This window comes from Pontibacter sp. BAB1700 (genome assembly GCF_000277005.1).
GTDB lineage: Bacteria > Bacteroidota > Bacteroidia > Cytophagales > Hymenobacteraceae > Pontibacter > Pontibacter lucknowensis.
Map to the genome: position 1 here is coordinate 1 of NZ_AKIS01000107.1, position 26,890 is coordinate 26,890.

The window sequence follows — 26,890 nt, forward strand, 5'->3', positions numbered from 1 at the left end:
CTGCAACACCGCCACCGGCACCCGAGCAAAGGTCAGTGAAGTGCGTTTGGCCACTGCGACGGAGCAGGTCCTCCAGCAAAGGTATGGCAGGGCCGTAGGCTCCGAGCTTCGAGATCATGAAGCGCAGGAAGTCGAGCATGCCCTGACGGAAAATGTGGGGAAACCAGGGCTGGTCTTCTAACTCGAATAGGTGCAGGCGGAAGTTCAAGGGCAGCAGCGATTGTTTTGTTCGCATACTGCCTGATGTCTCTAAAAGTTGCTACGGAAGCGTTGTACCACGCTGGCTCATCCAGGGGTGCAGCTCCATGATCAGCTTGCCGGCTTTTACAGCAGGATCTGCTTCAGTCAATGCCTTTGCCTCTTCCAGGGAAGCCACATCAAAAATAAAAATACCACGCAGCTCGCCATTGTCCAGGAACGGGCCGGCCATCACCAGTTTACCATCAGCAGCCATCTTACGAATATGCGCCATGTGTCCGCGCTGGATGCTGTTCACCTCAGCCGTGTCGGTTGGCTGGTATGGGCCTTTTTTGAGCAGGGCCATGTAGTAGGTCTTCATCTGGCTCATGTCCATCTCGCCAGATTTTTTAGGTGTCTCCTGAGCTGTAGCGGCCGGAGCTTTTTTTACGGCAGGCTTTGCTTTTGATTGAGCCTGAGTAGCCAGCGTGCAGCAAACGCTGAGTGCCAGCGCCATTCCGGTTGTTTGTAGCAGTTTCTTCATGAAGATAAAGGTATAGTTTTTCATCTACTTTACCACAACTCCTGCGGCACCAGCCCCAATGCTGAAATTGTCACCAGAGTTGCTGAACAGCTGCCAGTATTCCTCCTGTGGTTTATCCAGATCAGGAGCTAAAATCAGGCGGTCGCCATTCACAAAAGTCAGCGCTATACCGTAGGCGTCTTTTATTTCAGCACTCTCAATTGCCAAAGCCTGACTGCTGATCACCAAACCCTGCAGACGCTGGTCGCGGAGATTGGCGCCGGGCACTTTCCAGTCGAACTTGGGAGAGGGCAGGCCGGGCTCACGCTTGCGCATGAATACCTCGCTGTGCTTGATCGTAGTGCCATCAGCCAACTCAAAGGTCCAGGGGCAGTTTACGGCCAGGGTATAGAGACCCACGTCCAGAATCAATCCTTTTGGGGTGGTATAGCTGGTTTTGCCGAAGTGGAAGTACTGCACCAGTTCATTGCGGGTAGTCTTGGTCAGCGGCAAACCCTTGATCTTGTCGAAAGCTGCCTGTAGTTGCTCTTGCATGGAGGTATAGGTAATGCTATGCGCAAAGATAGGCAGGGTCCGTCAAAGTTATAACAGCTTCTGTATATCACTGACTAAGTTTTATGCGTTTCTGGGAAAGTATTTGTACACAAAAGGTATATTTGCAGTAGATTAGAAAGAAGCGTTCCGGAAAAATACGGGCAGTCTGCCCTGATGATATAACATGCTGCAAGAGCAAGAAAAAGAAAGAGAAAAGCCACCGGTTAAGAAAAAGAGGTCCGTGTACGGCAGTGTGATCGGCTATACCTGGAAGCTGTTCCTGCTGGGGCTGATGGTGGTGATCGGCTATCTGGTGAGTGTGGAGTACAACTTCTTCTACCTTTTCGGCTCGTCCCCGAGTCTGGACAGGCTAGAAAACCCGCGCAGCGACCAGGCCTCAGAGCTTTATACTGCCGACGGCCAACTGATCGGAAAGTATTTCCGTGAGAACCGCAGTCCGGTTGGCTACAAGCAAATGTCGCCTACGCTCATCAACGCCCTGATAGCCACAGAGGACGTCCGTTTTCATGAACATGCAGGTATAGACCCTACCGCCATTTTCGGAGCTGTATACGACAACCTGCGGGGCGAAAGCCGTGGGGGCAGTACCATTACGCAGCAGCTGGCCAAAAACCTGTACAAAACCAGAACCGACGACTCGAAGGGCGTACTGGGCCACATACCTGGCCTTAACATTGTCATCTCCAAAACAAAGGAGTGGCTGACCGCTATCAAACTCGAGCAGCGCTATACAAAGGAGGAGATCCTGGCTATGTACCTCAACACGGTAGACTTCGGTAGTAACTCCTTCGGTATTCAGGTAGCTTCCAAAACCTTCTTCAACACCTCACCTGACAGTCTGAAAACAGAACAGGCCGCCGTGCTGGTAGGTTTGCTCAAAGCACCAACCTACTACAGCCCACGCTTTAATCCGGAGAATGCCACCCGCCGCCGCAACACGGTGTTGGGGCAGATGGCCAAGTATAACTACCTGACAACTGCTGAGGCCGACTCGCTTAGCCAGCTGCCGCTGGAGCTGGAGTACAAGGTGGAGAACCACTACGACGGACCGGCTACTTACTTCCGTGGCGCTGTAGCTGACTTTATGAAGGAGTGGTGCAAGCAGAACGGCTACGACCTTTACCGCGACGGTCTGAAAGTATACACCACCATCGACTCACGCATACAGGCACATGCCGAAGCCGCCATGGAGCAGCAGATGCGTACTTTGCAGCGCCGCTTCGACAATCACTGGCAGGGCAAGAACCCCTGGGTGGACGAGAAGAACCGCGAGATTCCGAACTTTATTGAAGAGACGATCAAGCGCACCGACTACTACCGCCGCCTTAAGAAGAAGCATGGAGATGATGTGGCCGCGATCAATAAAGAGCTGAACACCCCACGCGAGATGATGGTGTTTACCTGGGATAATCCGGCCCGCGAGAAGAAAATGACCATGTCGCCGCTAGACTCGTTGCGCTACTACAAGCGCTTCCTGCACGGCGGTATGATGACCATGGATCCGTTCTCAGGTGAGATCAAAGCCTGGGTGGGTGGCATTAACTACAAGTATTTCAAGTTCGACCACGTGAAGCAGGCCCGACGCCAGCCGGGCTCAACCTTTAAGCCGTTCGTATACGTGGCCGCTATCGACAATGGTTATTCACCCTGCGACAAGATCGTAGACACGCGCATCACCATCAATTACGTGGAGAAAGGGGAAAAGAAGAGCTGGTCGCCCACCAACGCCGACTGGACATATACCGGTGCTCCGATGACGTTGCGTCGTGCCATGGGTAAGTCTGTAAACTCCGTAACTGCGCAGCTTACGGAGCTGGTAGGCTGGGAGACGGTGGTAGACTACGCACACAAGCTGGGCATCAGCAGCCCGCTGGACAAGGTGCCTTCCATCGGTTTAGGGCCGAGTGATGTGTCGGTTTACGATATGGTGGGAGCCTACAGTACTTTCCCGAATCACGGTTTTCATACCGCACCACGTTTCATCACCCGTATCGAAGACCGCGAAGGCAACGTGATCGAGCAGTTTGTGCCGGAGCAGAAAAAGGTGCTGAGCGAGGAAACGGCCTTCCTGATGATGCACATGCTGAAGGGAGGTATAGAAGAGCCGGGCGGGACCTCACAGGCGCTCTGGGAATACGACCTTTGGAAGGGAAATGAGATAGCGGCAAAACCGGAACGACCTCCAACCACTCCGATGGCTGGTTTATGGGTGTGACCAAAGACCTGGTAACCGGTGTGTGGGTAGGTGGCGAAGACCGCAGCATCCACTTCCGAACTTCTAATCTGGGCGAAGGCTCCAAAACGGCGCTGCCGGTGTATGGACTCTTCATGGAGCGCATCTACAAGGACAAAGACCTCGGCTATACCATGGGGCGCTTCCCGGGACCAACCGTCAAGATCAGCAAGAAGTATAACTGCACCACTGTACTGCCAAAAGCTGAGCCAGACTCCACGCAGCTGGACCTTAATCTGGATATACTGGATCTGTCAGAATTCCTGCAGTAGTAGATTCGTAAAAGCAGAAGCTTGCCCGCTGAGGATATCCTCAGCGGGCACTTCTGCTTTTAGGTAAATTAGTTTTCAGATTTAGTTCTGATGCTTCTTATAGAATGACTCCAGCGCCTCGTCCAGGTAGTTATACTCGAAGGTGAAGCCGGTCTGTAGCACCTTGTTGGCACTTACACGCTGACCGCTCAGTACTACATCGCTCATTTCGCCGAGCATCAGGTTTAGGGCAAAAGAAGGTACTTTAGGCAATACCAAAGGCTTGTGCATAGCCTCTGCCAAAGCCTCTGTAAACTCCTGATTAGTGACCGGGTGAGGGGCCACGGCATTGTATACGCCAGCAAAGGTCGTGTCTTCTATGGCCCGGATACAGAGGCGGCAAAGATCATCAATATGGATCCAGGACATGTACTGCTTTCCGCTGCCAAGCGGAGCGCCTGCCATCAACTTAACAGGACGGGCCATTTGCGGAAGGGCACCCCCTTTGTCGCTCAGCGCTATACCTGTGCGCAGGATGACGGTGCGTATACCAAGGTCTTTGATTTGCCACACGGCTGCTTCCCAGGCTTTGCACACTTCGGCCATAAAGTCTTCGCCATAGCTGCTTTCCTCTGACATCAGCTGGTCACCTGAGTTGCCATAAATACCAATAGCAGAAGCCGAAATAAAGCCTTTAACGTGATGCTCATGTTGACGAAGACCGTCGAGCAGTAACTGGGTACTATCTACCCGGCTGCGCAGGATCTCACGCTTGCGCTCTTTTGTCCATTTCTCCTCGGCCAGACCAGCACCCGCCAGGTGAATGATGTAGTCGGCGTACGTGATGGCATTCTCGTCAATAGAAGAATTTTGAATATCCCAGCGGAAGGTCTTGTAGTGGGAGAATTTATCGGGATCTCGGGACAGGTGCGCCACTTCATAGCCCTGATCGATCAGCATCTCCGACAGACGCGTCCCGATCAGTCCTGAACCACCTGAAATGAGTATTTTCCCAGCCATAAGCTTTGATCGATGTTATAAATTATATAGAAATATATCTATACGTGTAAGGACTAACTGAAAGTTGCTTTCACCGATCAAAACCAGCTGGCAGGGCTATGGTTTGCCCAGGCTGTAGTTTTATTTTTTGCGGATGTGGCTCAGGAATTCGCTACGGTACTGCTCCTGCTCAAACAAGCCGGAGTACTCAGCTGTGATCGTGCTGCTGCTCACGTCGTTCACGCCACGGCTCATCACACAAAGGTGATCCGCCTCGATCAGCACGGCCACATTCTCCGTCTGCAGGGCCTGCTTCAGCTCGTCGGCAATCTGCATGGTCATGCGCTCCTGCACCTGCGGACGGCGGGCGTAGTACTGCACAATACGGTTGAGTTTAGAAAGACCGATCACGTGCTCGTTGGGCATATAAGCCACGTGGGCCTTGCCGATGATCGGCACAAAGTGGTGTTCGCAGGAGGAATATACGGTGATATCGCGCTCCACAAGCATCTGGTTGTACTTGTACTTGTTCTCAAATCGGCGGATAACCGGCTTGTTCTCCGGGTGCAGACCACTGAAGATTTCCTGCACATACATTTTGGCAACACGCAAAGGCGTTCCTTTCAGGCTATCGTCCGTGAGGTCGAGGCCCATGGTATGCATGATCTCGCGGAAGTGCCTTTCAATGATCACGATCTTCTCGGCGTCAGAAAGGTCAAATGCGTCAGGGCGCAACGGTGTTTCCAGAGAGCTCATCATGTGATCATCCATCTCTTCCGCTTCTTGGCCCAGGTCCTGGTTATCCATTATATTCAACAAAGTTTCGTTCAGTTTCATAAAGCGTTACTGCCAGTTCATAATCCTGGCTTATTTTTTCCCGCAATCGATTCCAGATCACCATGGCAATGTGCTCGGCTGTCGGGTTCAGCTGCCTGAACTCTTCTGTGTCGAGGTTGAGGTTTTTATGATCAAACTTATCGATTACCTCTTCTTTTACCAGCGTACTCAGCTTCTTCATGTCGTACACATACCCGGTATCCTCGTTCACAGAGCCTGTCAGCTTGACAATGAGCTCGTAATTGTGCCCGTGGAAGTTCGGGTTGTTGCACAGCCCAAAGACCTCGGCGTTTTGCTCGTCGCTCCAGGCCGGGTTGTGCAGGCGGTGTGCGGCATTAAAGTGCTCTTTTCTGCAGATCGTTATTTTCATTGCGGTTCCAACAGGCGGGCCTATGTTATTGTTCGCGTAGGTGAAAAATTCATATTGGGGCTGCCCGGGTTGTAAACTTACAAAGGTAAGCTTCGTGGCCCCAAACCCCAAACAGAACAGCGGCTAAATTAAACCTGCGACTTATATCTGAAATATGCTATGGATTAGCTATTTTCGTAGGTGTACGATTGTTCCTGTCTAATCATTATTTCTAAGTATAGTATGCGAGTAAAAGGATTGTTGGTAGCAGCCATGCTGCTGGTATCAGGTATGGCGAGTGCGCAGGTCATGCGTGTAGAAGAAAACGAACAGGTGGTAAGCGGCATCAAGCGCAGCGGTCAGCAGCTGAGCGTGCAGCTGGACCCTAAGTTTGTGGAGAAGATCTGGAAGGATCACTTGTCACAGGAAGCAGGCAAAGTGAAGCATTCGAAAGGTGTTTATACGGTAGAGGAGGGCAAACTCATCAGTATAAGCAAGCAGCCCGTGCGCGTGATTTCCACAGTAGGTACGCATGCCAGCGGCAGCTATGTCTGGTGGTCGCTCGATATGGGCACGACCCATCTCGACAAAGAAGCCACGCCTGAGGTATACGCCGCAGCGGAGCAGTTCATGGAGAACTTTGGCAGAAAGCTGTACCAGGAGGATGTGCTGCTGCAGATCAACGAAGCTGAGAATGTACTCCGCAGTACCAAAAAGGAGCAGGACCGTGTTGTGAAACAGGCCAATGACCTGCAGTTGAGTATCGAAAAGAACAAGAAGCGCAAGCAGGAGCTTGAGGCTGAGCTGGTGCGCAATGCCGATGAACTGCGTCAGCTGGAGCAAAATGTGGAGCTGAACGTGAAGCAGCAGGAAGCCAGCCGCCAGCAGGTGCAGGCGATGGAGCGGGCTGTAGAAGAGGTCAGAGCTAAATTGCGAGATATCAAGTAAGGTATAGTTTCTATACCTCTCATAAAACAGAAAAGCCTCCATAACCGGAGGCTTTTCTGTTTTATGAACTGCCCTGCGATAGACCAAGCATTATGCAGGAGACAAATCAAGGTGCTAGAGCTTCATCCAGCGCTGTATCTCCTGCTCTGCAAACTGCTCATTGCGCCAGCCTACGAACTTACTCCTGGCAGTTGGATTGTGGTGCACAAACCATTGCTGCAGAATCGCTTTAGCGGCCGGGTAGTCAGCCGTAAAGTTAGTGTAGTCTGAGGCATTGATGGTGCGCTCACTCGGCCTGGCAGGTACCGCCACGATCTTATGGTCAAGCTCCCCTTCAGTTTCTAATTGCAGTACACCCACAGGTATCACTTCCATCACAGTGCCTGTAACGACGCTTCCTGTCAGCACGATTACTTCCAAAGGCTTTTTCTGTGCGTTGGTTTCTGTAGAAGGTATGAAGCCGAAGTTGGCAGGGTAGGGCAGGAAAGGGATGACGCGGTCCTGACCAGCCTGCTGCTCTGCTTCAAATGCTTTTGTTTGCCTGTTGTAGTGGAATTTGGTTGCGCTCCCGGCTGGTACCTCGATCACGGCCTGTAACTGTTTTTTGCCATTGTAAGTGGGCAGGGCGGCATAGTCTGTCTGGCAGGAAGCCAGTAGAACCAGTGATAGCAGCAGGAAAGTATAGCGCTGTAGAGTTTTCATGGGTGAAGATCAACAAAGTGTTGCGAAGGTATAGCTGCAAATATAGCAAGCCTGGCCAGAGCAGGTATAGCCCGACCCGCAGAGCAGGTATAAAAAAAGGAGCCGATCAGTTAGAACGGCTCCTTTTTACTAAAACTATGGAAAACTTATGAAAACAGGTTCTTCAATTATCTTCTTTCCTTGATACGTGCAGCTTTACCCTGCAGGCCTCTCAGGTAGTATAGTCTAGCTCTTCTAACACGGCCTTTTCTTACAAGCTCGATTTTCTCAATAGATGGAGAAAGCAGTGGGAAAATACGCTCCAGACCAATCTGGTTAGACACTTTTCTTACAGTGAAAGTCTCACCGTTTGTGTTTACGTTCTTGCGCTGAATAACAACGCCCTGGAACTGCTGGATACGCTCCTTGTTACCCTCACGGATTTTCACGTGGATGTTGATGGTATCGCCAGACTGAAAAGTCGGGAAAGAGGCGCGCTTGTCTGTAGATTCCTGCTCGATAAATTTAAGTAATTCGCTCATGGCTATGTTGTTAAAGCTAAATATCTTCTTCAAAATTCGGACTGCAAAGATATGTAATTATTTTTTACATAAATATTTTTGCAGAAAAAAAATGTAGGTTTTTGAAACTTATACCTTAAAACTGCTAAAACAGCGGTTTTGAGTGCGTTTCTATACCTGTAAACTATTCGTCGAGCAGGTCTGGCCGACGTTGTTTCGTCCGCTCAATAGCCTGTTCAAAGCGCCACTGCTCTATCTTGGGGTTATCGCCCGAAAGCAGGATATCAGGTACTTTCATGCCTTTGTAATCTGCAGGGCGGGTATACACTGGTGGTGCCAGCAGTCCGTCCTGAAACGAATCAGTGAGGGCAGAGGACTCGTCGTTGAGTACACCTGGTATAATGCGGATAATGGCATCAGCCAGCACCGCTGCTCCCAGTTCGCCGCCAGACAGCACATAATCGCCTATGCTGATTTCGTGGGTCACGTAGTGCTGTCGCACACGCTCGTCCACGCCTTTGTAGTGCCCGCACAGAATAATGACGTTGCGCATGAGTGAGAACTGGTTCACTACCTGCTGGTTTAGTGTCTGCCCGTCAGGCGTCATGTAAATCACGGCATCGTAGTCCCGCTCAGCTTTTAGCTCCGATAGTATCTTGTCAATGGGCTCGATCATCATCACCATACCTGCTCCGCCGCCAAAGGCGTAGTCGTCAATCTGGCCATGCTTGTTGATGGCGTATTTGCGCAGGTCGTGGATGTGGATATCTACCAAACCTTTTTGCTGGGCTCTTTTAACAATAGAATGGCTAAAAGGACTGTCCAACAGGTCGGGCTGGCAACTGATAATGTCAAATCGCATGATAATAGGGGCTACTCGTCGCAGTCGTCGGCGTCGTCAGGGGTGCCGGGCTGGGTGTATACCTCCAGCAGGCCTTCAGGCAGGTTCACGTGCAGCACCTTGGCTTCGTGGTCGGCGCGTACAAACACCTCGTCCAGCACAGGTACCAGCATTTCCTGCCCGTTGTACTCCATGGCCATCAGCTGTTGCTGCGGCATGTCGTAAAAGTCTTTCACGGTGCCCAGTGGGCCGTGGTTCTGGTCTATCACCTGGTAGCCGATCACTTCATGGAAGTAGAACTGTCCTTCTTCCAGCTCCGGGAGCTCGTCGAGCGGCAGGTATAGGCTGACATTGCGGAGTTTCTCGGCTTGCTCGATCGTCTTGATATCCTCAAAGGTGATAATAAAACGGCCTTTCTGCACGGGCTCCATTTTGTCAATAAAAAAAGGAATCAGCCTTCCTTGTTGTTCAAGAAAGACTGATTCCAGATCATCGTAATCTTCGGGGTAGTCCACGTCAAAAAACGCAACCACTTGTCCCTTGATGCCATGGGTCTTGACGATGTGACCTAACAGGAAGCAGTCATCAATATGCATGGCCGATGTAATTTATGCTTGTTCTTCAGTAGACTCGCCTTCAGCAGCAGGTGCCTCAGGAGCTTCTTCAGCTTCAGCAGCAGGAGCGTTAGCAGCAGCCTTATCAGCCTCACGCTGACGGATAGCCTCTGCACGAGCTTCTTTCACTTTCGTTTCAGCATCAAGAGCAGCCTTACGCTTCGCCTCTTTCTCAGAGCCAAGTGTAGTACGCTTGCTTTCGATCTTAGCTTCTTTCTCTTTCTTCCACTCTTCGAAACGAGCGTCAGCAGTTTCCTGAGAGATAGCGCCTTTCACAACACCGATCTGCAGGTGCTTCTTATACAGAATACCTCTGTAAGAAAGCATCGCCTTTACAGTGTCAGTTGGCTGAGCACCGTTCATCAACCACTGGAACGCCTTCTCCTCGCTGAAATCGATAGAAGCAGGGTTAGTGTTTGGGTTGTAAGTACCCAGTTTCTCGATAAATTTACCATCACGTGGTGATCGAGCATCAGCTACTACGATATCGTAGATAGCGGCTTTTTTGCGGCCTCTGCGGGCCAGTCTGATTTTAACAGCCATTTTTTATATAAATAGTTAAGTCGGCGGAACCCGTCCGCCAGTTTTTAGAACCGCAAAGGTAGTGATTTTGTGCCGATTAATGCAAGATTTTTTGGGAAATGAATTTGTTGGAAGCCACCCTCAGGTATAAAGCGATAGCTGAACCTGCTCCTTTAGGGCTAAACTGCGCAGACGCTATACCTGTCAGGAATGCCTGTGTGGAAAGCGGATAATCCGTATCAGTTGACAATAGTGTGCCGGCTATACCTGTAGTGACAAAAAAAGCCCTCCGTTGGGGGAGGGCTTTCTTATATGATTAAGCGTTGGCTTTAGCTCTTGGAGGTCTAGCAGCTTTCACTTTCACTGGCTTCAACTTAATGATGCTCAGTTTGTCCAGCGTCCAGATCACTGGCCAGGTTGGATCCACTTCCCACCACTTTACGCCGAAGTTTACGCGGTTAGGCAGTTTGTGGTGGTTGTTCTGGAACAACTCACCGCCTGTCAGGAAGTCGAAGAAAAGCGAGTTGCGCGACTTGTCGTTGTTGTCGAAGTTCTGGTAGCCGTACTTGTGGCCGCTCCAGTTTACGATAGCACCGTGTACCGGGCCCATCAGGAAGTGGATCGGCAACAGCAGGAACATCCACACTGTGTAGCGAAGGCAATGTAGAATAGCACATAAAATACCCCCCAGCCTATGCGCGAGAAATAGCTATCGCCTAGTTTCTCCAATGCTGGCCACAACGGATAGTCGCCGTCAAAACGGCGCTCCGGCTCCACGCGGTGGTTGAGTACGTCGTTGTAGATGTTTTTGGTCTTCCACATCATCGCGAATGCATTGTTGGAATAATGCGGCGAATGCGGATCACGCTCTGTATCAGAGAAGGCGTGATGCATGCGATGCAAAATAGCATAAGCACGTGGCGAAAGGAAAGAAGAGCCCTGTGCGATGTACGTCAGCAGGTAAAAGCCCTTTTCCCAGAACGGGTTCATGGTGAACATCTTGTGCGCTGCGTAGCGGTGCAGGAAAAACGTTTGCACGAATAAGGAAAGGTACCAGTGCAGTACGAAGAAAATAAGTATGGCCATTAAGCAATTAGTATGTTGAAGTGATTATTAACTGGTTCAGGTATAGTGGAGACCAATGCAGTCACCAAGCCTCCGCAAAATTACGATGTGATTCTATAGAAATAATAAAAACCGGTATAAAAGTTCAGAAAGATGATAAATATCAGTTTTGTTTAATGACTAATGAATAGTGACAAACGGTTTCCAGATAGGAGTCGCCGGCAATGGGGCAGTAACTTTAATCATGGTTTTAAGTGTAGGGTGCTCAAATTGGAGGCTGCGGGCGTGCAGGGCGATACTCTTGTCGGGTAGTGGTTTACTGGCGCCATACCTCAGGTCACCGACAATGGGACAGTTCATAGAGGCCAGTTGCACCCGGATCTGGTGAGGACGACCAGTAACGGGGTTTACCTCCAGCAGATAGTTTTTGTCATGCTGTCCCATCAGACGATAACTCAGTTCTGAGCGGAGGCCGCTTTTATTCTCACCCGCATAAGCCTTGGTCACGTTGCGGCTGCTGTCCTTGATGAGCCAGTGCACGAGCGTCTGCTCAGGTATAGCAGGCCGGTTGAGCACGACGGCCCAGTAAGTTTTTACGGTTTTTTTGCTCCGGAAGAGTTCGTTGAGGCGGGTGAGAGCTTTGGAGGTTTTGGCGAGCAGCACCACGCCACTCACTGGTCGGTCCAGCCGGTGCACCACACCGATGTATACATTGCCTGGCTTGTTGTACTTCTCTTTGATGTAGGCTTTCGCCAGGTCGGCTAGGCATTCGTCGCCTGTTTCATCACCATGCACCAGTAAGCCAGCCGGCTTGTTTACTACCAGCACATGGTTATCCTCAAAAAGAACATCTAAGGCCATAGGTATAGATCAGAGAAGGGACGTAAGCATGCCGCAGTAATTTAGCTTTAGTGAGGCCTTCTCAAGCGGTGATTGTAATTAATTGAAGCGAATGGTAAGGGAGTTTATACCTGAGCAATGTTACTCCAGGTATAACGCTCTTATTCTTAAACTCCCAAACTTTCTAATTCCTAAACTCTAATACGCTTCCTTCTCGTTCGGGAAGTCTTTGCTCTTCACATCTTTCACGTAATTCTGCACCGCGTCGGTCATGATAGTGTGCAGGTCGGCGTAGCGACGCAGGAAACGTGGCTTAAACTCCTTGTTGATGCCCAGCATGTCGTGCACCACGAGTACCTGTCCATCCACATGCGGACCGGCGCCTATACCTATGATTGGAATCTGCAGCTTTTCCGCTACACGTTTTGCCAGCTCCGAAGGAATTTTTTCCAGCACAATTGAGAAGCAGCCTAACTCCTGTAGTAGGAGCGCATCGTCGATGAGCTTTTGGGCTTCTGCTTCTTCTTTAGCCCGCACGGTGTAGGTGCCGAACTTGTAGATGGACTGTGGCGTCAGGCCCAGGTGCCCATAACTGGCACACCAGCGCTCAGAATGCGGATGATTGATTCTTTTATCTCAGCACCGCCTTCCAGCTTAATGCCGTGTGCACCCGACTCCTTCATAATGCGGATAGTAGAGCGTAGCGCCTCCGAAGAATTGCCCTGGTAAGAGCCGAAGGGCAGGTCCACCACCACAAAAGCACGGTTCACACCACGTATCACCGAAGAGGCATGGTAGATCATCTGGTCCAATGTGATAGGGAGCGTGGTCTCATGCCCGGCCATTACATTGGAGGCAGAGTCACCAACGAGGAGCACATCAACGCCGGCAGCGTCCAGGATGGTGGCCATGGAATAGTCGTAAGCCGTGAGCATGGAGATTTTCTCACCGCGCTCTTTCATATTCTGCAGCTGGTGCGTGGTTACTTTTTTTACGTCGCTTTTATGAACAGACATAGGATGCTGGTTTGAGTTTGATCCAAAATTATAAAAATCAAAACAAAAACAGCCACCCGATTTGGCAAGTGGCTGTCACAGGGTTTATCGGTTGAAGCCAGACCTGTTCCGGGAGAGCTTCAGGTCGCGCAGCAGGGCAGATCGGGCGTTGATGGTCACATTGTAGCCGCGCATCAGACCAAATGGTCGCCAGCCGATGCTCATCTCCCAGCAGTGCAGGTCGCGGTATATGTCGATGCTGGCGTTAGAGATGTTCTGATTCGTAAAGTCATACCCCGCCATATAGCCGAATTTCCACTTGTCGGTCAGGTTCAGAGTGCCTTGCATACCGATGTTCTGTGTCAGGTTTGGCTCTGTCTGTGCACCGGTTGCCGGAGCATAGAAAATAGTATAGTCCAGGTTCAGCGTCCATGGAATGTTGAAGTCCACATAATCTGGCAGGAACTGATCGTTCGGGTTCAGCATACCGGGCAGGTTAGTGGGAGGGGGCACGTTGGTAGATCGTGCTGCCGGGTTGAAGTTCGCACGCACACTCAGGTTCGCATTGGTCAGTCTGGCCAGTTTAAAACCAGGTCCTTCCAGCATGTAGCGATCAATAGCACGGTCACCTGCCGGGTTGAGTTGGTAGGGACTGAAAGTAGACGTAAAGTTTACATCGAACACCTGGAACAGGCGCGTGTTCATGCTAACATTTATATTGGAGAGCCTCATAGAGTCGGCAGCCAGGTTATAGGAACCGCCTATGTTCAGGTTGTCGATCAGGCTTACCTTTTCAGACTTAGCCTCTGTGGAGTCACTGCGCGAGCGCACTTTCATCTCCACACGGTTGTTGATCTGCATACTCAGGCTGCTTTGCAAGCCCCCTGAAGGCACGTTGCCATTGAAGCGTGGCAGGGTCTGGAAAATGGGCTGGTTCGTCAGAGAGTCTATACCTACCTGGGTTGTTTGGGTGAAGCCGAAGCGGCTCTCGTCGCCGAAGTTAGGGCGGTAGCCATAGCTGATACTTGGAATCATGGTATGGCGGATGGCCTCTACCCGCTTACTCTTAGGGAACTGCACGGTACCGTACACCGTCGTGTTGAGGGAAGCACCGGCACCATACTCGTATACCCTGCCAAAGCTGGCCGTATCAATGCGCACCGCCTGCTGCTCGTCGTCATAGGTATAGGTCAATTTGTTGTCGAACCATGACTCACGGTAATTCACGTTTGGCGTCAGGTTGAAAAAGCGGAATATTTTATAGTTACCCAAACCGATCGTGAAGTTGTGATCGGCGCTTTTACGGCCATTCTTCCAGAGGCGGTCGAGGTTGTCGAAGTTTAGCGCAAAAGAAGTATCCCTGGCGGTACCATCAACAACAGGCAAATTGTTTAGCCTACGGGCTACTACCTGGTTCGATACCTCGTTGCGGGCCCGCACATTGTAGCCAAAGGTAAAGTTTTCATACCACTTGCCGGTGGGCACATTGTCCGAGAAGAGCTCATACAAGCTCATCTGCGTCATGGCAAAGTTAAGGTCAGGCAGCGTGAAGCGCATGATGGTAGGAGCCGGCCTGCCGTCTGCCGTAAAGCCACCGTTGTTCTGTCCCTGGCTCAGCGTAGCAGTGTAGCTGAAAGGCGTGTTCTGTATGTTTTTCTGGTAAGTGATCGTCGAGTTAAAGGTCGGAGTCAGGTAATTGTTTGCGTTGTTGTAGTTCACACGGTTGTGCTGGCTGCTACCGGCCCGCACATTGGCCGTAAAGCGTCCGCGACCTGGCTTCTGCACCGGGCTGTGCGACCAGGTAACAAACGCCGTTCGCTGGCTGGGCGGAAGACCACTCAGGCTGTTCGTAGAACGGTTCGGATCCGCAACATCAGCTTCGTCATTTTTAAAGTAGTCGTAACTGATGTTGAAATTGCCACGGTAGGAGTAGCGCTTGATGTAAGTATTATCAACCGTCACCTTGTACCCGCCGAGCGAGTAGATATCGCCGGTGATGCGGGTGCCGATGTAGTCGTTCAGGGCGAGGTAATAACCGCCATTGCTCAGGTAAAAGCCACGGCACGTGATTCGCCGAAGGTCGGCATGATCACACCAGAGGAGCGCTTGTTGCGCGGTGTCGGGAAGAGGCCGAACAAAAAGCCGAGCGGCGTAGGTATATCGGCGATCACGAGGTTAAAAGGACCTGACATGATCTTGTCGTTCGGTATAGCCTTGATCTTGCCGGCGCTGATGTAGAAGTGCGGATGCTCCAGGTTACAGGTAGTATACTTGTTGTGCAGACCGAAAATCTCGTTTGCCTCATTTTTTTTCACCACCTCGGAATGTATATACCCTTCGCCTTGTTGCGTTACTACTTCAGAGATCCGGCCTCGTCTGGTTTTGTAGTTATAGGCGATACGCTTGGCTGCATAACTCTCTGCCCCGTCTCTAAATACCGGAGTACCAGTCTCCTGGCCTGTAGAGTCTATCAGGGTGGTAGCGGTCAGGGTGTTGAGGTCGTAGTCGATCTGGATGTAGGCAGCCGCCAGTTCCATGGTACCATAGTCAATTTTGGCATCCCCGTACAGGTGCACTACCTTACGGTCTACCTCAAAGAGGATGGAATCTCTGGCAGAATAATTGATTGTCGTCTCGATGTCGCCCTGTGGTGCGGGAACCACAAGCGAGTCCTGAGGCGGCGAGATGTTGACAGTGTCTTTTGGCGTAGCTGTCGTGGTGGGGCGGCGCACCCGCTGACCCAGTACAGGCTGGGCAGAAAGTACGGCGAGCTGCACCAGCAGCAAAAAAATCAAAATGTAGCGCAACTTCTTCAGACTTCCCTAAAGTTTTATTTATTTTGTACAAAGTTATTGTTTTTAACTTTTAACTAACGAGCGTTGTGAGAAATATTGTTACTATTTCAGTTCTGGCCCTAAGTTTACTTCTACTCTCTTCCAGCAAGCTCGAATACCGTAAGGCATACAAGCTGCGCACGGTAGTAATCGATGCGGGTCATGGCGGCAAAGACATAGGCTGTAACGGCAAAGTTTCACATGAGGCTGATGTAGCCTTAAAGTTAGCGCTGCAGGTTGGAGCGTTAATTGAGAAGAACGTGCCTGACGTTAAAGTTGTTTACACCCGCAAGGATGATACCTTCGTGGAGTTGATCGACCGTGCCGGAATTGCAAACAAAAACAACGCGGACCTGTTCATCTCCATTCACCTGAATGCAGGGCCGCCTTCCGCTTTCGGTACCGAAACCTACACGATGGGCCTTCACACCTCCAGTGGCAACCTGGCAGTAGCCAAGCGCGAGAATGCCGTAATCCTGCAGGAGGATGACTACAAGGAGAAATACGGTGGATTTGACCCGAACTCACCACAAAGCCACATCATGTTTGCCCTGCACCAAAGCGCATACATCGACAACAGTCTGCGCTTTGCTCAAAAGATCGAAAATGAATTCAAAAACCGGGTTGGTCGCACAAGCCGTGGCGTGAAGCAGGCGGGCTTCCTGGTGCTATGGAAGTCTTATATGCCGAGTGTGCTTATTGAGGCAGGTTTCCTCACAAATCCCGCCGAAGAAAAATTCCTTAACGATAAAACAGGTCAGACGTATATGGCATCAGGCATATACCGAGCCTTCAAAGAATACAAGCAAGAGCTGGAGGCCATGAACTAATGCAAAAAGCAAACTCACCTACGTGAAACTATCGAAAGAAATTAAAGTTGCCCTGCTAGGTATAGTGGCAATTCTGATACTGTATTTCGGGTATGACTTCCTGAAAGGATCCTCGATTTTCTCTAAATCCAACACCTTCCATGTGGTGTATGACAATGTAGATGGCCTGACAGCCTCGAATCCTGTTATTCTGAATGGCATACAGGTAGGGCAGGTTAAGGAAATGACGCTGCTCACTGATCGTGGTAACATGGTACGCGTAGATATTGAGGTGCGGAAGGATCTCCAGATCGGAGACTCCACCATTGCCAGCCTCGGCAACTCTGACCTTTTGGGTAGCAAAGCCATTACATTGCACCTGCGCAACAGCACCAAGATGTTTGATGGCGGTGAAGAACTGATCGCCTTCAAAGAAACCAGCATCGCCGACATGATCTCTTCTAAGTCGGTGCCGGTGATCGACAAAGTAGATACCACACTGGCCCGCGTTAACCGACTGCTGGACAGCGAAGCGAAGGGCAACATTCAGCAGATCCTGGCCAACTCCAACAAGACCACGGAGATGATCAACGACATTTTACGCGAAAACCAGCGCAATATCAATCAGATCACAGGCAACCTGAGTCAGCTTACCTCAGCGCTGAAGCAGACACAAAAGAACATCGACCGGCTTGCGTTAAACATGACTGAGATCACGGATACGCTCAAGCAGGTGGAGATCAAGAAACTGGTGCGCGATGCCAACTCAGCTGTGAACGAGCTGGAAACAACTATCGCCAAACTCAATTCAAACCAAGGCTCATTGGGCCGCCTGATGAACGACGAGGAGCTGTATCAGAACATGAACCGCTCCACAGAAGCCCTCAACCTGTTGCTGCGTGATATACAGGCATACCCGAAGCGCTATGTGCAGTTCTCACTCATTGGCCGCAAAGACAGGTATAAGGTGGATGCCACGGGCCGTGTGATCACACTGGAGGAGGTGAAGGAAATGCAGGACGCCAACCCGGATGAGTTTCGTCGCCCTGCGCCTGACACGGTTAAAGTAGCGCCTGCCGATACCACAAAAAGGCAATAGTGCATCTTATAAAAATTGTATATTTGTGAAATCCGCCCTTAAAGCGGATTTTTCATTGTAAGTAGTCCCCTTATTTATAATAACCCTTTCATGGATATCGAATTCAATAAGAACGAAGACTCTCTCAAGCAGCTGAGTTTCCAGCTGAAAAGCAAACTGAAGAAAGTACACCTGGGCGGCGGCGAGAAGCGCATCGCAAAAGAGCATGCCAAAGGTAAAATGACAGCCCGCGAACGCATCGACTACCTGCTCGACGAAGGAACGGAGTTCCTGGAAGTAGGCGCCTTTGCAGGCGAAGGTATGTACCAGGAAGTAGGCGGCTGCCCGAGCGGCGGCGTGGTGACAGGTATAGGCTACATCAAAGGCCGCCAATGCGTGGTGGTAGCCAACGATGCGACCGTGAAAGCCGGTGCCTGGTTCCCGATTACCGCCAAGAAGAACCTGCGGGCACAGGAAATCTCTATTGAGAACAAACTGCCGATCGTATACCTGGTGGACAGTGCCGGTGTGTTCCTGCCGATGCAGGACGAAATCTTCCCGGACAAAGAGCACTTTGGCCGCATGTTCCGCAACAATGCCGTGATGAGCTCGATGGGCATTGTCCAGATTGCCGCCATTATGGGTAGCTGCGTGGCCGGTGGTGCCTACCTGCCGATCATGAGCGACGAGGCCCTGATCGTAGAGGGTACGGGCTCTGTGTTCCTGGGCGGCTCATACCTGGTAAAGTCTGCTATCGGCGAGACCATTGACAACGAAACGCTGGGCGGTGCTTCTACGCACTGCGAGATTTCGGGTGTAACCGACTATAAGTGTAAAGACGACAAAGAGGCGCTGGATCATATCCGCACCATCTTCGATAAAATGGGTGATAACCCGAAAGCTGGTTTCAGTCGCGTAGAGCCTGCTGCTCCGAAGCTGGATGAGAAAGAAATCTATGGCATGCTGCCAGCCGACCGTACCAAGCCTTACGACATGATGGACATCATCAACCGTTTGGTAGACAACTCAGAATTTGAGCCTTACAAAGAGCTGTATGGTCAGTCCCTGATCTGCGGACTGGGCCGGATCGATGGTTGGGCGGTAGGCATCGTGGCCAATCAGCGCAAGATCGTGAAGAGCAAAAAAGGAGAGATGCAGATGGGGGGTGTGATCTACTCTGACTCTGCAGACAAGGCGGCCCGCTTTATCATGAACTGTAACCAGAAGAAAATTCCGCTGGTGTTCCTGCACGACGTGTCAGGCTTTATGGTAGGCAGCAAGGCTGAGCATGGTGGCATTATTAAAGACGGTGCCAAAATGGTAAATGCCATGGCCAATTCCGTAGTGCCTAAGTTTACGATCATCCTGGGCAACAGCTATGGAGCTGGCAACTACGCCATGTGCGGCAAAGCTTACGACCCACGTCTGATCTACGCCTGGCCATCGGCCCAGCTTGCGGTAATGAGCGGTGCGGCAGCGGCCAATACCCTGCTGCAGATCCAGGTTTCTGCCCTGAAAGCAAAAGGAGAGGAGATTACGCCGGAGGCCGAGAAAGAGTTACTGGAGCGCATCACGGCCAAGTATAACGAAGAACTGTCGCCGTACTACGCCGCAGCCCGCCTATGGATAGATGGTATTATCGACCCGCTGGAGACCCGTAAAGTCATCTCCATGGGTATAGAAGCAGCCAACCATGCGCCAATCGAGAAGCCTTATAACGTAGGCGTAATCCAGACATGATCTTCTTGATGCTCAAATAAAGTTTCAGATTTGACATCTGAAACTTACGGTTTAGAGTACAATAATGAATATTTTATTACCTGATTAAGTTTAAGTATTTCTGTGACAAAGAAGGAGATAAAGGCGCTGATCTCGCTGTTGGATGATATAGATTATGAGGTCGCGTCGCATGTAGAGCAGAAGATTGTGTCGTTGGGCGAAAGCATTATTCCCTTTCTGGAAGAGGAATGGGAGGAAACCCTGAACTCGGACCTGCAGAAGAGAATTGAGGATCTGATCCATAATTTGCAATTCGATGGCCTTTTGCAGCGCCTCAAGGACTGGAAAGAGCATGGAGGACTGGACCTGGTCGAGGGCATGTGGCTGGTGAATACCTACCTGTATCCAGATGTGGAGCTGGCAACGCTGTTAAAAGCGCTGGACCAGCTGTACTTCGACGCCTGGACGAACATGAAGGAGAATATGCACCCTTATGACCAGGTGAAGTCGCTGAACAACTCACTGTTCCGCGAAAAGAAGTTCTCGGCCAATACCAAGAATTTCCATTCCCCATCCAACTCCATGATGCATCTGGCACTGGAAACGAGGCGAGGCAATCCGCTCACGCTTTGTGTCATCTACATGACCATTGCGCAGCGACTGGGGATGCCAGTATACGGTGTAAATCTGCCGAACCTCTTCATCCTGACTTACAAACTGGGTGATGTGCAGTTTTATATCAACGTGTACAACAAGGGCCTCATGCTTTCCAAAGCTGATATCGATAACTACATCGTGCAGCTCAACCTGAACCCAGTGGATATTTTTTACGAGCCTTGCTCCAACATCGAGATCGTAAAGCGGGCGTTGCGCAACCTGGCATTCTCGTTTGAGAAGACCAACGATCTGGAAAAGGCTACTGAAGTCACTAAACTGCTAACAGCTATTACAGACGATGACCCGACGATTTAGTGCTTAGCAATTGCTTGGTCCGGCACAGTGCCTTGGATACATACAGTCATAAAACAAAAGGGCCGATTCTTAACGGAATCGGCCCTTTTGTTTTGTTTACTTAGGCATATTGAGTAAGAGGTCTGTTATACCTGAGTTTATATGTGTAATGTCAGAATGAGCATTATAAACGGCAATCAGTCTGCTTAATAGCGCTTGATCATACAACCGGTCGCACGCTTGTCAGAGGTGCTCACGTTTTTGTTAGCCAGTACTTCGTCAATCACGGTTTTGAGGTAATTGTTACGCACGCCGCTCTCTACCTGCGGACTATCATCAATCGCGCCTTTGTACTTCAGCACAAAGTCACTGCCTGTGTTATGCAGCACGAATACCTCAGGCGTTTTAGTCGCGCCAAACTTTTGGCTGATGCGCTGGCCTTCGTCCGCCAGGTATGGGAAGCTGTAATTCTTGGCCGCCAGGTCCTGTCTGGTATCGCTGCCTTCGCCCGCGCCTACACCTGGGTTAATAAATATAAACTGCACACCACGGGCCGCATAAGTGCTCGAAAGCGTCACCAAACGATTTTCGTAGAGCTTAGCATACGGGCATTGGTTGTCCGTGAATACGACTACTACCGTTTTGCTATTCGCAAAATCACTGAGCGAAACAGCATTGCCCTGCCCGTCCTTGAGGGAGAAGTCAGCCACTTTGCTGCCCAGCTGGTAGCTGCCCTGCGCAAATACACTGGCCGTGACCAGGAACGCTACGACAAAAGAAGCCAGATATTTCATGTTTGTTTGTTTAGGTGAGTATAAGTTGGATCATCGATCTACACTATAAGTGAGTACGTGATTGTGAAGCACTTCGTGATGGATCTGGTACAATTTAGAAAAATTATCGGTAATTACGTGCCCCTGCAATAAGTTGTTTTCAGGGCCATGAGACGGCTCCACCAAGAGGTTCTCCTTAAAAATAAGCTGTTTTTGACTGTACATCTTGTACAAAGTTTCTTTAGCGCTCCAGTACAAACAAGTCTGCTGCTCATCAGCAGCGGTAAAAACCTTTTCCTGCTCAGTCAGAAACTTGTCGGCCACCCGCAGCGCCTTTGCACTTACCTGTTCAATATCTATGCCAACATCATATTTTTCGGATAGAATGACGGCCGCCAGACGGGGGGAGTGTGTGATGGAAAGCTGGAACGGAGCTCCTGCGAACACCGGTTTGCCCGTAGCGTCGCGCAGCAAAGGCAGCGGCTCGCTGGTGAACTGCTGCAGCAACTGGTAAGCCAACGCACGACTCGCCAGCCATTCGCGCTGCCGCCTCGGGTGTGCCTGACTCAGGTTCTCGTCAGGTATAAGGTGGGCCGGCAACAGAGGGCGCAGAGCCTCCGGGGCTTCGTCGAGAAGCCACACACCCAGTAAGGTATGGGCGTCAAGTTCGCGGGTCTGGAGCAGCGGCATAGCGGTAATTTTTGGTCAGCAACGAAAGGGTTCGCTGCAATTGTTGTAAATTTAGCTAAAATTAAGCGTAACAGATAGAAGAGATGGCCAGCAAGATACAAGTACAGAAAGTCGCCACCCTGACAGGTCACCGCGATTGTGTGTATACCCTGGAGGGCGGTGCTGCGCCTGCCACCGTTTATTCGGCGGGCAGCGACGGTATGGTGGCTGCCTGGGACCTGAACAAACCCGAAAACGGTGAACTGATAGCAAAGGTCACTACCTCGGTATATGCCCTGCGGTTTGTACCGGAGCGAGACCTCCTCCTGATCGGGCAGAACCTCGAAGGTCTGCAGGTGATCGATCTGAAAAGCAAAGCCATCCATAAATCGGTGGCTCTGCCCAAGGTGCCTATTTTCGACATCGCTTACGTGCCCGAAACAGGACAGATATACGTAGCGCTGGGCAACGGAGGTATAGCCGTGATCGGGGCTGATGACTTTGAACTACGCAGTATGGTGCGCAAATCAGATCAGAGCGTACGCTGCCTTGCTTACAACAAAACCACTAACGAACTGGCGGCTGGGTATAGCGACAACATGGTACGAATATTCGACGCAGGCAGCACGGAGCTGAAATACGAGTTGCCTTCGCATACCAACTCCGTGTTTACAGTCGTTTACTCTCCAGATGACTCGCTGTTACTCACAGCGGGGCGCGATGCGCACCTGCGGGTATGGCAGGTACAGGAAAAATACAAGGAGCGCGGTTATGTGATCGCCCACATGTATACCGTCAATCACATAACCTACAGCCCGGACGGGCGCTATTTCGCTACCTGCAGCATGGATAAGTCCATAAAAGTATGGGACGCGCAGACCTTTAAACTACTCAAGGTTATTGACAAAGTCCGAAACGCGAGCCATGGTACCTCTGTCAACAAATTATTTTGGTCGGCTCATCAGAATCAGTTAGTTTCGTGTAGTGATGACCGCACCATTTCGGTGTGGGATATAAAATTCAGTTTGGATCATGAAGATTACACCCTTAGAAATCAGACAAAAAACATTTGAGAAGGCATTTAGAGGGCTTGACAAGGACGAAGTAAATGCTTTTTTGCTGACCTTATCGCAGCAGTGGGAAAAGTTGCTCGATGAGAACAAAGACCTTCGCAACAAGCTGGAGGCGGCTCACCGCGAGACGCAGAAGCTGCGCGAGGTGGAATCTTCTTTATACAAAACACTGAAAACGGCTGAAGACACCGGCAATTCTATTCTGGAGCAGGCGAACAAGTCGTCGGAGCTTAAGATCCGGGAGGCACAGCTGCAAGCTGATCAGCTTTTGAACACTGCCCGCAACCAGGCCCGCATGGTGTTGGAGGACAGCAAGAAACAAGCTGAGCAAATGGTGAGCGAGATGCAGCAGGAAGTGAAAGCCCTGGAGCAGGATTATCAGCGCATGGAGTCTTACCTGGAGAGCATGGTGCGTGATCTGCGCAATCTGGCCAATGAGGCGCTTGAGAAAGCCGAGAAAACAAAGTCAAAACCTAAAGCCAGTACAGCCAGTATTCTTTCAAGAGCGGCCGAACTTCGGGTAGAACAGCCCGAGCTGCTGCGTAACCTGAAAGATATGGAAACAACGACAAACAGACCTATACAATTGCCTGAGGCTACGGCTACAGCAGTTCACAATACACCTGCCATTGCTAGCAGCAACGGCTATGAGCCCCTTGGCGATCCGGCCCCTGACGTAACGCAGCCGCACCCGGAAATACCAAACCCGGTTACTCCTGTGCCAGACGTGCCAGCGCCGGAGATCGAGCAGCCTAAGCCGGACTACCCGGGCACTATACCTGGTCCGGAAATTGAGCAGCCTATACCTGAAATACAGCCTGTGAAACCTGATCAACCAGAGATTCAGCCGCCAATGACAGAGCCTTCGCGCAATAGCCTGGCTGACTGGGCACAGAGTCGCCAGCAGAAGCCCGCAGGTTCTTTCTTTGACGAGATAGGTTAGTTCCAGGCAGATGGGACAGATTGCATTGGAAGGGATGGAGTTCTTCGCCTTCCACGGTTTTTACGACGAGGAGCAGAAGATCGGCAACAAGTACGGTATTGATCTGTTCATTGAAACCGATCTCAGACGCGCCGCCGAAAGCGACGACCTGGGAGAGACAGTGAATTACGAAGTGCTGTACGCACTGGCGCTGGAAGAAATGAAAGTCCCGGCCCGCCTGCTGGAGCACCTAGGGCACCGGATCATCGACAAGATCTACGAGCGGTTTCCGTTCGTGCAGTCCGTCAAAATAAATGTATACAAGTTTAATCCTCCGCTGGGGGGTATCTGCAAGTGGGCCAAAGTTACTTTAGAAGAGGCCCGATAAATTTACTTATTGATGAAAAGCAGCCGGTACAGCAATGTGTCGGCTGTTTTTTTCTACACCAGTTTCAAAAGCTCCGACGCCGCTGCAAAAGCCGACTTTTTGCCTGCCTTTACCTGATCGGCTATACCTGGCAGTTGGTCCTTCACCTGCTGATGCGCATAGAAGTTATCCTCCAGTCCTTGTCGTATGGCTTCATACATCCACTGCAGGTTCTGGTCGTGGCGCTTCTTCTCAAAAAAGCCGTTGTGCTGGGTCAGCTCCAGATACTCGGTTATGGTTTGCCAGATGGTATCGAGGCCGGTTTGTTCCATTGCCGAACACACAGACACTTTAGGCAACCAGCCAGAGGCAGCCATAGGGTATAGATGCAGCGCGTTCTGGTACTCGGCACGGGCAGCTTTGGCTTTCATGGCATTCTCGCCGTCGGCTTTGGTGATGGCAATGGCATCGGCCATTTCCATGATGCCCCGCTTTATACCTTGCAATTCGTCGCCGGCACCCGCAAGCATGAGTAGCAAAAAGAAATCAACCATGGCATGCACCGCCGTCTCAGACTGGCCTACTCCCACCGTCTCCACAATGATAGCGTCAAAACCGGCCGCTTCGCAAAGGATGATCGATTCGCGGGTGCTGCGGGTCACGCCGCCGAGCGACTTGCCAGCTGGGGAAGGGCGGATAAAAGCCTGGGGATTTACAGAGAGCGACTCCATGCGTGTCTTGTCACCGAGTATGCTGCCACCTGTGCGCTGTGAGGTCGGATCAATGGCAAGCACGGCCAGTTTTTTGCCCTGCTCCTGGATCAGGTGATTGCCAAAGGCTTCAATAAATGTGCTTTTGCCTACGCCCGGCACACCGGTTATACCTATGCGCACAGACTTGCCGGCATGCGGCAGAACCTGGTTGATGACATCCTGCGCCAGTTCCAGGTCAGAGGCTAGCCGGCTCTCCACCAGCGTGATGGCGCGACTCAGCATGACACGATCACCGGCCAGGATGCCCTCTACATACTTTTCAGCATTGAAACGTTTTGCCAAGGCGGTATAGCGTTAGGTATAGAATCGATTGTATTACAAATTTAGAATTTATGCGTTACCGAGCCAGCTATTTGTAGGAAACAAAAAAAGCCGGACATACTGCCCGGCTCCGTGAATCAATATTTTATAACTTATCTCACATTAGCAGACCTACCAGCACCCGACCGTATACCTTGCGGGAAGTTTGGCAGACCGAGGTCGCTTTTGCGCCCGCCGAGGTGTAGCCCCATGTCTACATAGCCGCTCTCTTTGCCTAATGCGTTTGGCTTATTAATCACGCCAAGATGAATATTGTCCTGACGGGCCACATACATCCTGCCATCCGGCCCAAGTTGGAGTGCACCGATACGCGGACTACCGGAAGTGCCAACCACTACAGCTGATTTGGCAATGGCGGCTTCGTCACCTGCCTGTAAGTCGAATTGGATGATCTGTGCTTTTCCACCTCCTTTGCCGTTAGCGGTGCCGTACAACTTCGTGCCATCCGGAGAGAAACACACGCCATAGGCTTCTTCGTAGCCTTTTAACAGGATAGGGTCAGATACCTCGCCGGTGCTGCGGTCAAAACGGAGCACTTCGAAATTGCTGTCGCTGTCCCACAAGGCAGCGGCCAGGCGTGTGCCATCAGGCGAAGGGACCAGGTAGCCAATCGCTTTTCGGTGAGCACCGCCATGTACCGTGCCCACATTACTCATAACGGGCTCCATGTTCACACCATCAGCTGTCACCAGATAGGCCATGTAGGCATTGCTGTTCCAGCGGTGAGCGATCACCCACCAGTCGCGGTTGTTGCTGTGGCGTATGGCGGTGAGTTTCTCAGTAGCCGGTGCGATCATGAACACGTTGCGGGCGGTTATCGCACCGTTGCCCTCGTCTTTGTTCATGTTCACGATGCTGTAGCGCAAACCATTGGACTGCGCCTGTATATCGGTCGTAAAAATATAGAAGACGCTGTCAGAGGAAGGCTTGGGTATGATCAGGGCAGATTGGGTGGAAGACTTCATGCCCATCAGGCCGTTGCCGTTTGGCATCACGCGGTGGTGCTTGTTCCAGACGGTAATGCCGTTGGTATAGAACAGCAGGTTGCCGTCTTTGTCAGAGATGGAGGCGCTGCCTTCTTCGGTGTGCAGCCTGCTGGAGGCAACTGCCGTTACGCTGTCGCCTCTAAAAACCAATCCGGCTCCTTTGCCGAAGTACCAGTTGGCTGTTTCACCCTGCGCAAAAGCTGTAAAAGTGCTCAGTAGCAGAGTGGTAGCTACAAGGATATGTTTAAATTGGATCATAAGCGATTTTATAGATATAACGCTCCTGTTGCAAACTGAGTGCCAGTTTCCGGATCAATTTGCAAATCAGGTATAGCAGGTGCCAGCCATACCTCATTTGCAAAACACTACACTTATCCTATAATTGCGCTGTAGACTAGGTATAGCCTATCGGCTTTGCAACAAGGCAGGCTGTCGTTCAGCGATTGGGCGTAGTTCAGGGTATAGCGATATCAGCTTGAGAAACACACCGTTGGTCCAACCAAAGCCGTCCTGGTTAGGATACTCCCCGCCACCTGCTTCGAGCTCAAGGTTTTCTACGTTATACTTCTCCACCATTTTGCCTGTACTCTCGTGTACTTCAGTGCCGAGGGTAATCCAACGGGTTGCAATGGTGCGGGCCAGT

At 51.0% G+C, this 26,890-nt stretch carries 28 protein-coding genes and 3 pseudogenes; 10 read left to right on the top strand and 21 right to left on the bottom strand.

Annotated elements, in window-relative coordinates; all coding sequences use genetic code 11:
- The 3 genes and pseudogenes from O71_RS12785 to O71_RS12795 form a co-directional block, all read right to left on the bottom strand.
- Positions 1-235: pseudogene (locus O71_RS12785) on the bottom strand (hypothetical protein); the annotation flags it as partial.
- A gap of 24 nt (positions 236-259) precedes the next feature.
- Positions 260-721 carry a YciI family protein gene (locus O71_RS12790; protein ID WP_143731891.1) on the bottom strand — a complete coding sequence of 154 codons (462 nt, stop codon included), beginning with the start codon at positions 719-721 and terminating at the stop codon, positions 260-262.
- A 24-nt stretch (positions 722-745) separates the two neighbouring features.
- Positions 746-1,255 carry a hypothetical protein gene (locus O71_RS12795; protein WP_007657430.1) on the bottom strand — a complete coding sequence of 170 codons (510 nt, stop codon included), beginning with the start codon at positions 1,253-1,255 and terminating at the stop codon, positions 746-748.
- Positions 1,256-1,439: 184 nt separating this feature from the next.
- On the opposite strand from O71_RS12795, the gene O71_RS12800 reads away from it, so the two are divergent.
- Together O71_RS12800 and O71_RS25680 are read left to right on the top strand one after the other, a co-directional pair.
- Positions 1,440-3,491, top strand: coding sequence for a transglycosylase domain-containing protein (locus tag O71_RS12800; protein WP_007657432.1), 2,052 nt, complete (start codon positions 1,440-1,442; stop codon positions 3,489-3,491).
- A complete protein-coding gene (locus O71_RS25680) occupies positions 3,482-3,781 on the top strand; it encodes a hypothetical protein (RefSeq protein WP_007657433.1) in 300 nt (99 codons plus the stop codon). The genes O71_RS12800 and O71_RS25680 overlap by 10 nt, the downstream gene beginning before the upstream one ends.
- Positions 3,782-3,862: 81 nt before the next feature.
- Here the strand turns inward: O71_RS25680 and O71_RS12805 are convergent, their stop codons facing one another.
- From O71_RS12805 to O71_RS12815, 3 genes are all read right to left on the bottom strand, one after another.
- Positions 3,863-4,780: a TIGR01777 family oxidoreductase gene (locus O71_RS12805; protein ID WP_007657434.1), complete on the bottom strand. Its 918-nt coding sequence runs from the start codon at positions 4,778-4,780 to the stop codon at positions 3,863-3,865.
- A gap of 120 nt (positions 4,781-4,900) precedes the next feature.
- Complete coding sequence (gene folE / locus O71_RS12810; RefSeq protein ID WP_369750920.1) at positions 4,901-5,596, bottom strand: GTP cyclohydrolase I FolE; 696 nt, start codon at positions 5,594-5,596, stop codon at positions 4,901-4,903.
- A complete protein-coding gene (locus O71_RS12815; protein WP_007657436.1) occupies positions 5,559-5,966 on the bottom strand; it encodes a 6-carboxytetrahydropterin synthase in 408 nt (135 codons plus the stop codon). Before O71_RS12815 ends, folE begins: the two co-directional genes overlap by 38 nt.
- Before the next feature lie 222 nt (positions 5,967-6,188).
- On the opposite strand from O71_RS12815, the gene O71_RS12820 reads away from it, so the two are divergent.
- Positions 6,189-6,893: a hypothetical protein gene (locus O71_RS12820; protein WP_040574254.1), complete on the top strand. Its 705-nt coding sequence runs from the start codon at positions 6,189-6,191 to the stop codon at positions 6,891-6,893.
- A 114-nt stretch (positions 6,894-7,007) separates the two neighbouring features.
- On the opposite strand, the gene O71_RS12825 is transcribed toward O71_RS12820, so the two are convergent.
- From O71_RS12825 to O71_RS26510, 10 genes and pseudogenes are all read right to left on the bottom strand, one after another.
- The gene (locus tag O71_RS12825; RefSeq protein ID WP_007657439.1) at positions 7,008-7,595 is read right to left on the bottom strand and encodes an inorganic diphosphatase; all 588 of its coding nucleotides are present in this window, start codon (positions 7,593-7,595) and stop codon (positions 7,008-7,010) included.
- A gap of 167 nt (positions 7,596-7,762) precedes the next feature.
- The gene (rplS, locus tag O71_RS12830) at positions 7,763-8,116 is read right to left on the bottom strand and encodes a 50S ribosomal protein L19 (protein ID WP_007657440.1); all 354 of its coding nucleotides are present in this window, start codon (positions 8,114-8,116) and stop codon (positions 7,763-7,765) included.
- Between the two features lie 163 nt (positions 8,117-8,279).
- On the bottom strand, positions 8,280-8,957 hold the full coding sequence (trmD, locus tag O71_RS12835; RefSeq protein WP_007657441.1) for a tRNA (guanosine(37)-N1)-methyltransferase TrmD: 678 nt from the start codon (positions 8,955-8,957) through the stop codon (positions 8,280-8,282).
- Between the two features lie 11 nt (positions 8,958-8,968).
- Positions 8,969-9,532, bottom strand: a complete 564-nt coding sequence (gene rimM / locus O71_RS12840) for a ribosome maturation factor RimM (protein ID WP_007657443.1) — start codon at positions 9,530-9,532, stop codon at positions 8,969-8,971.
- 12 nt (positions 9,533-9,544) lie between these two features.
- Positions 9,545-10,093 carry a 30S ribosomal protein S16 gene (locus tag O71_RS12845; RefSeq protein ID WP_007657445.1) on the bottom strand — a complete coding sequence of 183 codons (549 nt, stop codon included), beginning with the start codon at positions 10,091-10,093 and terminating at the stop codon, positions 9,545-9,547.
- 295 nt (positions 10,094-10,388) lie between these two features.
- A pseudogene (locus O71_RS12850) lies at positions 10,389-11,158 on the bottom strand (acyl-CoA desaturase).
- Between the two features lie 159 nt (positions 11,159-11,317).
- Complete coding sequence (locus O71_RS12855) at positions 11,318-11,998, bottom strand: RluA family pseudouridine synthase (protein WP_007657447.1); 681 nt, start codon at positions 11,996-11,998, stop codon at positions 11,318-11,320.
- Positions 11,999-12,175: 177 nt separating this feature from the next.
- Positions 12,176-12,993 (bottom strand): annotated as a pseudogene (gene panB, locus O71_RS12860) (3-methyl-2-oxobutanoate hydroxymethyltransferase).
- Between the two features lie 84 nt (positions 12,994-13,077).
- A complete protein-coding gene (locus O71_RS12865) occupies positions 13,078-15,042 on the bottom strand; it encodes a putative LPS assembly protein LptD (RefSeq protein WP_369750921.1) in 1,965 nt (654 codons plus the stop codon).
- Complete coding sequence (locus O71_RS26510) at positions 15,018-15,767, bottom strand: putative LPS assembly protein LptD (protein WP_155800872.1); 750 nt, start codon at positions 15,765-15,767, stop codon at positions 15,018-15,020. Before O71_RS26510 ends, O71_RS12865 begins: the two co-directional genes overlap by 25 nt.
- Positions 15,768-15,853: 86 nt before the next feature.
- Between O71_RS26510 and O71_RS12875 the strand changes: the two genes are divergently transcribed.
- The 4 genes from O71_RS12875 (at position 15,854) to O71_RS12890 (ending at position 20,384) form a co-directional block, all read left to right on the top strand.
- A complete protein-coding gene (locus O71_RS12875) occupies positions 15,854-16,636 on the top strand; it encodes an N-acetylmuramoyl-L-alanine amidase (protein WP_007657452.1) in 783 nt (260 codons plus the stop codon).
- A 22-nt stretch (positions 16,637-16,658) separates the two neighbouring features.
- Positions 16,659-17,714, top strand: a complete 1,056-nt coding sequence (locus O71_RS12880; protein ID WP_007657460.1) for an MlaD family protein — start codon at positions 16,659-16,661, stop codon at positions 17,712-17,714.
- A gap of 90 nt (positions 17,715-17,804) precedes the next feature.
- Positions 17,805-19,433: an acyl-CoA carboxylase subunit beta gene (locus O71_RS12885; protein WP_007657462.1), complete on the top strand. Its 1,629-nt coding sequence runs from the start codon at positions 17,805-17,807 to the stop codon at positions 19,431-19,433.
- A gap of 102 nt (positions 19,434-19,535) precedes the next feature.
- Entirely contained in the window at positions 19,536-20,384 is an 849-nt protein-coding gene (locus O71_RS12890) for a transglutaminase-like domain-containing protein (RefSeq protein WP_007657463.1), read from the top strand.
- 185 nt (positions 20,385-20,569) lie between these two features.
- On the opposite strand, the gene O71_RS12895 is transcribed toward O71_RS12890, so the two are convergent.
- Positions 20,570-21,157 (bottom strand): thioredoxin family protein, encoded by a 588-nt coding sequence (locus tag O71_RS12895; protein WP_007657464.1) that lies wholly within the window; start codon positions 21,155-21,157, stop codon positions 20,570-20,572.
- Between the two features lie 30 nt (positions 21,158-21,187).
- Positions 21,188-21,826 carry a 4'-phosphopantetheinyl transferase superfamily protein gene (locus O71_RS12900; RefSeq protein ID WP_007657465.1) on the bottom strand — a complete coding sequence of 213 codons (639 nt, stop codon included), beginning with the start codon at positions 21,824-21,826 and terminating at the stop codon, positions 21,188-21,190.
- Between the two features lie 83 nt (positions 21,827-21,909).
- On the opposite strand from O71_RS12900, the gene O71_RS12905 reads away from it, so the two are divergent.
- From O71_RS12905 to folB, 3 genes are read left to right on the top strand one after another with little or no spacing between them, the layout of a single operon-like run.
- Positions 21,910-22,878 (top strand): WD40 repeat domain-containing protein, encoded by a 969-nt coding sequence (locus O71_RS12905; RefSeq protein ID WP_007657466.1) that lies wholly within the window; start codon positions 21,910-21,912, stop codon positions 22,876-22,878.
- Positions 22,838-23,821, top strand: coding sequence for a DivIVA domain-containing protein (locus O71_RS12910; protein ID WP_007657469.1), 984 nt, complete (start codon positions 22,838-22,840; stop codon positions 23,819-23,821). Before O71_RS12905 ends, O71_RS12910 begins: the two co-directional genes overlap by 41 nt.
- A gap of 10 nt (positions 23,822-23,831) precedes the next feature.
- The gene (gene folB, locus O71_RS12915; protein WP_040574257.1) at positions 23,832-24,188 is read left to right on the top strand and encodes a dihydroneopterin aldolase; all 357 of its coding nucleotides are present in this window, start codon (positions 23,832-23,834) and stop codon (positions 24,186-24,188) included.
- 53 nt (positions 24,189-24,241) lie between these two features.
- On the opposite strand, the gene meaB is transcribed toward folB, so the two are convergent.
- The 3 genes from meaB to O71_RS12930 all read right to left on the bottom strand — a co-directional run.
- A complete protein-coding gene (gene meaB / locus O71_RS12920; RefSeq protein WP_007657471.1) occupies positions 24,242-25,222 on the bottom strand; it encodes a methylmalonyl Co-A mutase-associated GTPase MeaB in 981 nt (326 codons plus the stop codon).
- Positions 25,223-25,353: 131 nt separating this feature from the next.
- Complete coding sequence (locus O71_RS12925; RefSeq protein WP_007657472.1) at positions 25,354-26,505, bottom strand: PD40 domain-containing protein; 1,152 nt, start codon at positions 26,503-26,505, stop codon at positions 25,354-25,356.
- Positions 26,506-26,652: 147 nt separating this feature from the next.
- Positions 26,653-26,890 (bottom strand): trehalase family glycosidase (locus O71_RS12930; RefSeq protein ID WP_040574258.1); only part of this gene is annotated, 238 nt, incomplete at its 5' end.

Excerpts from the sequence above, each read along its gene's own strand:
- O71_RS12855 (WP_007657447.1), bottom strand. The coding sequence starts at position 11,998 with ATGGCCTTAGATGTTCTTTTTGAGGATAACCATGTGCTGGTAGTAAAC.
- O71_RS12905 (WP_007657466.1), top strand. The coding sequence starts at position 21,910 with ATGGCCAGCAAGATACAAGTACAGAAAGTCGCCACCCTGACAGGTCAC.
- folE (WP_369750920.1), bottom strand. The coding sequence starts at position 5,596 with ATGAAACTGAACGAAACTTTGTTGAATATAATGGATAACCAGGACCTG.
- O71_RS12800 (WP_007657432.1), top strand. The coding sequence starts at position 1,440 with ATGCTGCAAGAGCAAGAAAAAGAAAGAGAAAAGCCACCGGTTAAGAAA.
- folB (WP_040574257.1), top strand. The coding sequence starts at position 23,832 with ATGGGACAGATTGCATTGGAAGGGATGGAGTTCTTCGCCTTCCACGGT.
- trmD (WP_007657441.1), bottom strand. The coding sequence starts at position 8,957 with ATGCGATTTGACATTATCAGTTGCCAGCCCGACCTGTTGGACAGTCCT.
- O71_RS12910 (WP_007657469.1), top strand. The coding sequence starts at position 22,838 with ATGAAGATTACACCCTTAGAAATCAGACAAAAAACATTTGAGAAGGCA.
- O71_RS12925 (WP_007657472.1), bottom strand. The coding sequence starts at position 26,505 with ATGATCCAATTTAAACATATCCTTGTAGCTACCACTCTGCTACTGAGC.
- O71_RS12815 (WP_007657436.1), bottom strand. The coding sequence starts at position 5,966 with ATGAAAATAACGATCTGCAGAAAAGAGCACTTTAATGCCGCACACCGC.
- O71_RS12825 (WP_007657439.1), bottom strand. The coding sequence starts at position 7,595 with ATGAAAACTCTACAGCGCTATACTTTCCTGCTGCTATCACTGGTTCTA.
- O71_RS12795 (WP_007657430.1), bottom strand. The coding sequence starts at position 1,255 with ATGCAAGAGCAACTACAGGCAGCTTTCGACAAGATCAAGGGTTTGCCG.
- O71_RS12820 (WP_040574254.1), top strand. The coding sequence starts at position 6,189 with ATGCGAGTAAAAGGATTGTTGGTAGCAGCCATGCTGCTGGTATCAGGT.
- rplS (WP_007657440.1), bottom strand. The coding sequence starts at position 8,116 with ATGAGCGAATTACTTAAATTTATCGAGCAGGAATCTACAGACAAGCGC.
- O71_RS12845 (WP_007657445.1), bottom strand. The coding sequence starts at position 10,093 with ATGGCTGTTAAAATCAGACTGGCCCGCAGAGGCCGCAAAAAAGCCGCT.
- O71_RS12895 (WP_007657464.1), bottom strand. The coding sequence starts at position 21,157 with ATGAAATATCTGGCTTCTTTTGTCGTAGCGTTCCTGGTCACGGCCAGT.
- O71_RS12805 (WP_007657434.1), bottom strand. The coding sequence starts at position 4,780 with ATGGCTGGGAAAATACTCATTTCAGGTGGTTCAGGACTGATCGGGACG.
- O71_RS12885 (WP_007657462.1), top strand. The coding sequence starts at position 17,805 with ATGGATATCGAATTCAATAAGAACGAAGACTCTCTCAAGCAGCTGAGT.
- O71_RS12790 (WP_143731891.1), bottom strand. The coding sequence starts at position 721 with ATGAAGAAACTGCTACAAACAACCGGAATGGCGCTGGCACTCAGCGTT.
- O71_RS12900 (WP_007657465.1), bottom strand. The coding sequence starts at position 21,826 with ATGCCGCTGCTCCAGACCCGCGAACTTGACGCCCATACCTTACTGGGT.
- O71_RS25680 (WP_007657433.1), top strand. The coding sequence starts at position 3,482 with ATGGGTGTGACCAAAGACCTGGTAACCGGTGTGTGGGTAGGTGGCGAA.
- rimM (WP_007657443.1), bottom strand. The coding sequence starts at position 9,532 with ATGCATATTGATGACTGCTTCCTGTTAGGTCACATCGTCAAGACCCAT.